Source organism: Bartonella sp. AP280QHHD (assembly GCF_042196125.1).
In the GTDB taxonomy this organism is placed as follows: domain Bacteria; phylum Pseudomonadota; class Alphaproteobacteria; order Rhizobiales; family Rhizobiaceae; genus Bartonella.
In genome coordinates this window covers 1-8,662 of the sequence record NZ_JBHIPQ010000044.1, presented here as the reverse complement: position 1 = coordinate 8,662, position 8,662 = coordinate 1, and the positions used below count along the sequence as shown (strand labels likewise).

At 39.6% G+C, this 8,662-nt stretch carries 6 protein-coding genes; 3 read left to right on the top strand and 3 right to left on the bottom strand.

The window, feature by feature from the left end:
- Nucleotides 1–397 precede the first annotated feature (397 nt).
- Entirely contained in the window at nucleotides 398–2,386 is a 1,989-nt protein-coding gene (locus tag ACFIMK_RS06560) for a M23 family metallopeptidase (protein ID WP_375682572.1), read from the top strand.
- Nucleotides 2,387–3,279: 893 nt separating this feature from the next.
- Here ACFIMK_RS06560 and ACFIMK_RS06555 read toward each other — a convergent pair.
- The 3 genes from ACFIMK_RS06555 to ACFIMK_RS06545 form a co-directional block, all read right to left on the bottom strand.
- Nucleotides 3,280–4,710 carry a sensor histidine kinase gene (locus ACFIMK_RS06555; protein WP_375611692.1) on the bottom strand — a complete coding sequence of 477 codons (1,431 nt, stop codon included), beginning with the start codon at nucleotides 4,708–4,710 and terminating at the stop codon, nucleotides 3,280–3,282.
- Nucleotides 4,711–4,934: 224 nt separating this feature from the next.
- Nucleotides 4,935–5,489, bottom strand: a complete 555-nt coding sequence (locus ACFIMK_RS06550; RefSeq protein WP_375611691.1) for an RNA polymerase sigma factor — start codon at nucleotides 5,487–5,489, stop codon at nucleotides 4,935–4,937.
- Between the two features lie 7 nt (nucleotides 5,490–5,496).
- Nucleotides 5,497–5,700, bottom strand: coding sequence for a NepR family anti-sigma factor (locus ACFIMK_RS06545; protein ID WP_375610684.1), 204 nt, complete (start codon nucleotides 5,698–5,700; stop codon nucleotides 5,497–5,499).
- A gap of 168 nt (nucleotides 5,701–5,868) precedes the next feature.
- Between ACFIMK_RS06545 and ACFIMK_RS06540 the strand changes: the two genes are divergently transcribed.
- On the top strand, nucleotides 5,869–6,663 hold the full coding sequence (locus ACFIMK_RS06540; protein ID WP_375607013.1) for a response regulator: 795 nt from the start codon (nucleotides 5,869–5,871) through the stop codon (nucleotides 6,661–6,663).
- 22 nt (nucleotides 6,664–6,685) lie between these two features.
- Nucleotides 6,686–7,699, top strand: coding sequence for a sensor histidine kinase (locus ACFIMK_RS06535; protein ID WP_375611690.1), 1,014 nt, complete (start codon nucleotides 6,686–6,688; stop codon nucleotides 7,697–7,699).
- Nucleotides 7,700–8,662 lie beyond the last annotated feature (963 nt).

Here is an 8,662-nt window from a genome sequence, read left to right as displayed (position 1 = left end):
TTTTTTTTAAATAAAATAACCCAAACTTTACCAATAAAATATTGAACAAAAAATCCTATTTCAAAACATTATTGGAAAAATCTGCCTTCATAAAAATAAAACATGAAAACAGCAAGGAGTTCAAAGAGAGCATGGCGCCTTTAAAGTAAAATATAGCACCCCATTGCAATGCATAAAAATAGGAAGTTGCCTAGGAATGAGTTAATCACAATAACGCTTGTTTTATGCTACTTTAATAGAGAAAATTTTCTGCGCAGATACGATTTATAAAGACATTGCTGTATAAAGAGAATCGCATGATCTGTAATTTGTAAAAAGAATCAAATTCCTGTAGAAGCATGCTAAGCTATCTATCTAGCTTTCTTTATTTAATATTGAAAAGTACTCTTATAAATCTATGTGGGATAACGAACAACAAAAAAACGATCCTGGACAAGACCCTGCTCTTGTCGTCAAGCGCTTGCGGCCTGCGCGCCGACAGGTCTCTGCTCGTTGGCTTACGGGAACCATTCTGACAGGAATCACTTCCTGCATTCTTATGGGGATTGCACTTTTTACGGCTCTTGATGAACAACAGCGATTGGTAACACCGCCACAATGGTTTACGCAAGAAAACCTATCAGAATCACAAGACCCTGAGGCCAATGGCTATAAAGGTGATCGTATTTCTCCCACCCATGCAAGGCAAAGCTTTGACAGAAAACGTCAATTTGAATTATCGATTCTACAAAAAAAAGGCGATGAAAAAGTCATTCAAACACAACATTTTGAATGGATTCGTATGGCTTTAGCCGAAAATCGCCCCCAGAAATATAGCTATCCAAAATTTGATTCTTTAAGCATTCTTGCTAGTGATACGAAAAATCAAAATATCGCACCACAAGAAGATTCTGGGCAGATTTATGGAGCAAAGGTTGAAACAAAACTCACCTTACGCAGCTATGATTTTAAGGTAAATCAATTCGATTTTGATGACAGCGACACATTGACAGATGAAGAGGCACAACAAGAAGTACAAAAAGCTGGATTTACTTTAGAAAAGAGCTCCGAACTTCTTTCAGTTCTCACATTGATTGATCCTTTAAAATTAGAAGATGTATCCTCCCCTTCCCAAGGCACAGAATCCCCTGAAGTTCGAATCGTTCAAGAAAATGTAACCGTTTCTCCTCAAAGTCACCGTATCGATCTGACGAAAAACTATGTTGAAGATATTATTCCTATTCGTAAAAAACAAACGATAGCCGATGCTTTCAAAAAAACCAGTTATACAAAAAAGCAAATTGACCAGGTTGTAAAAACGCTAGAAAAAATAAGCCTTTCCGATTCCCTTAAAGAGGGAAGCCTTTTACGCATTGGTATTGTGACACAAGCTGGTGAAGAAGACCATCTCGTACGCGCAAGTATCTATCAAGGGATGCATCATGTTCTCACCATTGCCCTGAATGATAAAGGCCAATTCATTGAAAGCACAGAGCCTAAAATGTCTAAAGCACTTAAAACGGCTTTTCAAAATGGTATTCCACATTCTTATATCAATAGCGCGCAATTACCAACGGCTTATGATGCACTCTATAGTGCTTTGCTAAGCCATAATATATCACAATCTCTCTCTCATCGTCTTATTCGTCTGCTAGCCACCAATATTGATATGAAAAGTCCGATAACACCCAATGATCAGATCGAAATATTTTATGCTGTACCACAAAGCGATAAAGAAAACAAAAACGGCAAAAAGAATTTGAAAGCAAAGGAATCATCCAAGAACGCTGATCCAGAAATTCGTTATATTAGTGCAACTTTTGGGAATACAACTTATAAATATTACCGTTATCAATTAAAAGATGGAAGCGTTGATTATTATGATTCTGAAGGGAAAAGTTCAAAGCCTTTCTTGCTGCGCAAACCCACACCAAATGGCATTTTTGGCTCTCCCTTTGGTCCACGCAAACATCCTATTTTAGGCTATGTCCGCATGCATACGGGTGTTGATTGGATTGCTCCTAAAGGATCACCCATTATTGCTGTAGGAGATGGTATTGTCACAAGAGTAGGCGTAACAGGCGGCTATGGAAACCATACGGAAATTCAACATGCCAATGGATATGTCAGCAGTTATTCACACCAAAGTCGTTATGCACCAGACATCAAACCAGGCGTGAAAGTACGACAAGGACAAATTATTGGGTATGTTGGATCAACAGGAATGGCAACCGGTCCCCATTGTCATTTTGAAATCATTGTCAATGGCGTCAAAGTTGATCCCATGCGCATTCGTATACCGGATAGCAAAGCCTTAACCAATCAAGACCTACAAACATTCCTACAAGAAAAAAACAACATTGATGCCTTGATCAACAGCCCAATAGCACCCTCCGAAGAAACTTAAAGCATCTGCATTTTTACGACTCAAAACATCTAAAAATATGCTTGAGCGCTTACTTTTCTTAAAGAGATTTCCGCATTTTAAATATCTATTAAAGAATACGCCGAAAGATGCCACCACCCAAGGTCGCATCACAATGATTAAAAATAAAACGCCCTCCCCTTTTCTGGTTTACGCACAATAGAAAAGTGAAAAATATGAAACCCCAAAAGGCTAACTCTTCTTGTTTATTTTATCAAAACGATAGCCCGTCCTTATTGCCATGCAATAAAATCTCAAATCAAAGGTGAGTTTTTCTAAAGAACGAAGATTCTAAAACCCATATCATTCTATAAACAACCCGACTTCTTGTTGCACAGATTCCACTGGTTGAGCACTGATGCTGTTTAAAGCCCTGAAGGAGGGAGGGCATGAGTTTTTTACAAGCGCGTTCTACCTTAAGAATATTCCTTACACACTTTTACAAAAACACCCCATATTTAAAGTTTCACATGCCTTACAAAAAATAACAAAACTTGAAAAAACTCTCTCTTTGCAAAGCAATAGAGCTTACGAATATAAGTATTATTGGCTTAAAGAAGCACTTATTCAAAATAAATTTAAAGGCTAACTTAAGCACTTCAAAGCTCTCAGACAAGGAGAACTTTGAAAGCCGATCATCGGAGTCAACAAAGCAAAAAAACAACAAGAGAGAAAATCAAACATTACACCAAAAGATAAAGAAGCAAAATTGTTTCTCTTGAAGGCAATTGACAATCTGATATGAATGGTGCTGTGTTCGCGCTACTGAAGCCGTATTTTTCCTTCTTCTTGTGAAAAGATGCCCTCCCCATACATTCACGATGAATGAAAGGCAGCTTACCACGAGAAAAGAGAAAATTTACCCTTTTAAAAAATCAGTCAGAGCTTTTTTTTGAACTATTCATGCTAAGTTTTGGCAAAGGAATGACAATCTTTGTGCCTCCTAAAGCAGAAGTTTCAAACAGAGGTTTTTCACCAAATTGCATACAGAGCTGTTCCACGACCACACGACCAAGTCCTGTTTTTTGTTTTAAAGTTTGGCTTTTCATTCCCACGCCATCATCTTCTACAATGAGCATCAATTGTCCATCTTTCTGGGGACCAAAGGAGATATAAATATGACCAGACCGTTGATCAGGAAAGGCATGTTTTAAGGAATTTGTCAGCAGTTCACCAAGGATAATTCCAAGTGTTGTCGCATCTCTTGAAGACAGGCGACAATCTTTAAAGTTGGTGTGAATGGTGATGTTTTCACGCAATTCAAAAGGGACTGCCAATTCGACATCATGCACAACAGAGCTGAGAAACTCTGCCAATAAAGTCGTTTCCATATCATCACTTAAGCGCAAACGACGATGTGCTGTAGAAATTGTCTGAATACGATCACGTGCAGCCCCTAGAACAGCACGGACCTCTTCATTTTTGCTCCGGTTTAACTGGAGCCCCAACAAAGAAGACACCGTCCCAAGAGAATTGCCAATGCGATGGCTTGCATCCTGCAACAATATTTCAACCCGTTGGCGTTCTTTTTCAGCGTGATTACGTGCTCTTTCTAATTCTTGTGTTCGTTCTTTCACGCGGGCTTCCAGAGCGATATTTTCACTATGAAGCAGCAATTGATACAATTTTAAAGAGCGCATATCACGATGAAAACGATTAATAACAAAATAGGCAGAAATAAAGGTACTCACAACGGAAACAATAGCCGCCAATGTCAAAGCCGCCCGCATCAATGCGATACCCTCACGCTGTTTTTGTCGCACCACATCATCCCCATTAATAAAGCTTGTCATCAATTGAGCTAAACGTGCTACAGGAATCTTTGATACTTCCAAAGAGTCCGCATGAGAAGGTTGAGAAGGTTGTTCAGGAATCGCATCAAGAGCACGCATATGGGCATTCATAAAGGCTTTTCGTGCTTCAACCTCTTCTTTAAAAGCCGTAAACCATTTATACCACTGCGGATGCGCATAAACAATAAGTGCGATATAGTCGAGAATATTCCCCAACTCCCGCTCTGCATTTTCAAAACGTATTTTATCTTCCGCCTTGCGCGTTTTTGCATAGCTGCGGTCAGCAACAGCCATATCAATCAGGCTAATAAGGACCAAATCAGCCTGTTCGCGCAATTCTGAACTTGTATTCAACTGTGCGACTTCTCGATCAACGGCATTTGAAAGCAACATAATAAAAACCGATGCCAAAAGAGCCATAACAAGAGAAACAACAATCGCACCCCACCGCCAGCGTGATATCGTTGCATCAGAAGAAGGCATTTGAGGCATCAAATTTGTTTTTGTTGTCATAGAATGTCCATTGGCGAACTTGAAAGTCGTCATTTTTCAGCACAAAGGAAGGCAACCTTATGGAACATAAAACCTAAAGCCCGTGAGAAAGTTTTATACAGGCTTTTCTTGTGTTCCTAAGGATACACGCCAAACTTCTGAATTCCCTCAGATACTGACTTTACTGTAATAGCTATAACGGGAATAAAAAAAACAAGGCTATCAATCATAATTATTATGCTTTTTTAGCCGTTAAATGAACACAATGTACTTCCAGCTGAGTAAGAATCAGGACCATAATCAGACTCACCATTGACTTTAAGAAGTTCTTGTAATCGATTACGCGCCCTGCTCACACGGCTTTTAATGGTTCCAACAGCACAACCACAAATAGCCGCAGCATCTTCATAAGAAAATCCCGATGCGCCAATGAGAATAATGGCTTCTCTTTGATCGGCAGAAAGCAAATTTAAGGCTTTTTTGAAATCTTGTAAATCAAGCGATCCATATTGAGCAGGATGAACAGCGACATTTTGAGTAAACACGCCATCGGTATCTTGAACTTCTCTTCCCTTTTTACGCATTTGACTATAAAATTCATTGCGCAAAATGGTAAAAAGCCAAGCTTTAAGATTAGTTCCCATCTCAAAACTATCTTGCTTAGCCCATGCCTTCATAACAGTATCTTGGACCAAATCTTCGGCTTTATCGTGCTTGCCACTTAAAGAAACAGCAAAAGCTCGTAAAGCCGGCAACACAGAAAGGAGTTCTTGTTTAAAGTTTTTCGCGCACTTTGACATAAAGGATTCAAACCTTTTCCACATTGTTTAAGCCAAATTGCTCTGCGCGCTCCAACTTCTCTAAAAGCTCAAGCAAACACCGTGGCAGTGCTTCTTCTTGAATTTCCATGTAAAATTGACGTAACTTCCGTGCTATTTCGCTATTGACCCCGAGAAGATCATCTCCAACTCTAAATTGTGTGGTGAGATTTTTTTCATCACGGTCGTTCATTTTTCATCCCCCTAATCCATATATTACTGGTAGCACCGCGAAGAATTTTTCGCCTTATGGTTGTAAATATAGCTGCCGGTAAAAAGTTCCATACAAATCAAGGAACTTTTTTATCGGTTGAGAATTTCAACCAACAAAATGCTTGAAAGGTCAAAGGAGTTATAAATTATGTCATTATCAACGCGCATTGCCCCGCATCTTCCCTATCTTCGGCGTTTTGCCCGCTCTGTCACCGGTAGCCAATCCTCTGGCGATGCCTATGTGTCAGCGATGTTGGAAGCACTCATTGCCGACATCTCCATTTTTCCCAAAGCCTCCACTGACCGAATTGGTACCTATTGGCTTTTTTGCCATCTTTTTGACCAAACCACACCAAACATCCCAGAACCCCTGCCTCAATTTGGTCTTGAACAAAAAACCAGTGCCAAATTATCCTATCTCACACCCCGTGCACGCCAAGCATTTTTGCTCATTGCCGTTGAAGGATTTCATGAACAAGACGCCAGCGAAATCATGAATCTGGATACGAAAGAATTTCGCAAGCTTCTCAACCAAGCATCCATTGATATTTCTCAACAAATTGCCACTGAAGTCATGATTATTGAAGATGAACCTCTTATTGCACTTGATATTGAGCAAATGGTAGAAAGCCTAGGTCATCATGTTGTAGGAATAGCGCGCACGCGTGATGAAGCTGTCATCATGTATCATAAGAAAAAACCACGGTTGATTTTGGCTGATATTCAATTAGCCGATAACAGTTCAGGGATTGATGCGGTCAACGAGATTTTGAAAAATGACCGTATACCGGTGATTTTCATCACGGCTTTTCCCGAAAGGCTTCTCACTGGCGAGCGTCCAGAACCAACTTTTTTAGTGACCAAACCTTTTAACCCTGATATGGTGAAAGCGCTTATTTCCCAAGCTTTATTTTTTCAAGAGAATGCTTCTAAAGCGGCTTAGAACAGGGTAACATCTTAAAATTATGATCGTTACGCCTCTTTCAAAGCCTCCCATGGATAAATCTCATATGAGTGCGCTCATGCAAGCGATTCGTGGTGCTGATATTTGCGTTCTCTATCAGGCAACAAATCTGGTTTATTTATGGGCTGAAAACTTGCCACACCATTTGCACAATAAATGGCGGGTTGGGTGTCGTGACAGCGACTTTTTTTCGCTTGACCTTGCAGACAATATGGAAACCATCAAACTGCAAGTTTTAGCCAGTGGCAAAATGCAAACTGTTGAAGCACGTTTTGAAGATACAAACAAACAAGAGATTTGGTACAAATTTTCTATTGATTGCCACCGCAATGATAACGAAGACATTATTGGTATTATCACCACCGGTGTCAATATTTCCGGCTTACGCCGCCGTGAACAAGTGCTTAAAATCCTTCTTCGCGAAGTCAGTCACCGTTCTAAAAATCTTCTAGCGATCATTCAAAGTATTGCCAGCCAAACCGCCCGCTATACTGAATCTCTTCAGGTTTTTTTACGAAAATTTCAAGGTCGTCTTCATTCTCTTTCTCATTCTCAAGATCTGATCACTGATTCCGATTGGCGCGGTGCTCAATTTCGCGAATTGGTCCAAACGCAGGCTTTAGGTTATTTTATGAAAGAAACAGAACGTTTTTCACTTGAAGGCGTCGATCCTTATCTTTTTCCCAATGCCGCTCTGCATATTGGTTTGGCTTTTCATGAACTGATTGTCAATTCTCTTTCTTTTGGAGCCCTTTCCCAAGAAAAGGGGAGCATCTGTGTACGCTGTGAAATCGAAACAAAACTGAATGGCAAAACGCAACTTATCATCACTTGGCATGAAAATTTTGAATCCGGCATCCCTCCCACAAACAATAAAAAAGCCTGTTTTGGTAGTGCCGTTCTCGAAAAAATCGTTCCCATTTCTGTGAATGGTTCAGCTTCCCTCAAATTGACACAAGAAGGAATTGTCTATTGCCTCTCTGTTCCTGATACTTATTTTGATATTTTTTCTTAAAAGAGCATTTTAAACAATGAACAAGAGAAGTTTCCCCTTTTTTAGTAAAATGTCTCATCTGTTTATTAAGCACAAAGACATTTTCCAACCTCTTTAAACCAACCTCTATAGTCCCCCAATAGTTCCCCAAAACCTTAACGAAAAACCTTAACGATGAGAACTGAAAGCTACATAAAATCCATTCCCGCTGTTAATCAACTTCCATCCCTCATATAACCGGCATATTTTAAAACAGAAACCAAAACGATAAAGAGCAAACCGTTTCAACTTTTACTATGCCAAATAAAAGCGAGCCTATTACCCATCTCTTTTTGTATAATTTTCGCAATGCGCATACAATTTTATTTTGGCATAATATGCAATTTCAAGGAGTAAAGCTAACATCCATCATCATTCTTCAGCTTTACGGGCTTAAAGCCTCCACGAAAACGACAATTAATTGATGTAAATTACACATTTTATGCTTTTATTTATCGCATTCTTTAATGGAGATATTCTCTTCAGTTACAATAGGGCATCCTAAAACAGAATACACTTGTGTCCCTCATTCACGCATTTTTTTTAATATTTCCCAGCGCATCCACGCTCATTTCAAAACAGTATCTGTAAATAAGATATAATAGCCCCCGTAAAGTGAACCATCAAAACCGCCCCTTGTTACGCCACGCCCTTCTTTACCTTCATACCCCTTTTCACTTCATAAAAGTAGTAGCTGAGCATCATCATACCATTTGTCTCTCATGTTACAACAGCCATTGACCTTTGAGAGCGTCCATAAGAGGCATTTTAGTCTTTTTTCAAATATTACTCACCGACATAGCCCCCCCCCACACACCCTTTTATGACGTGCAAGCCAATGACTTTGATTAATTCACTATAAAGGGGAAAACGCATCTCAAAGGGGAAAACCCATCTCAAAGGGGAAAACCCATCTCAAAGGGGAAAACCCATCTCAAAGGGGAA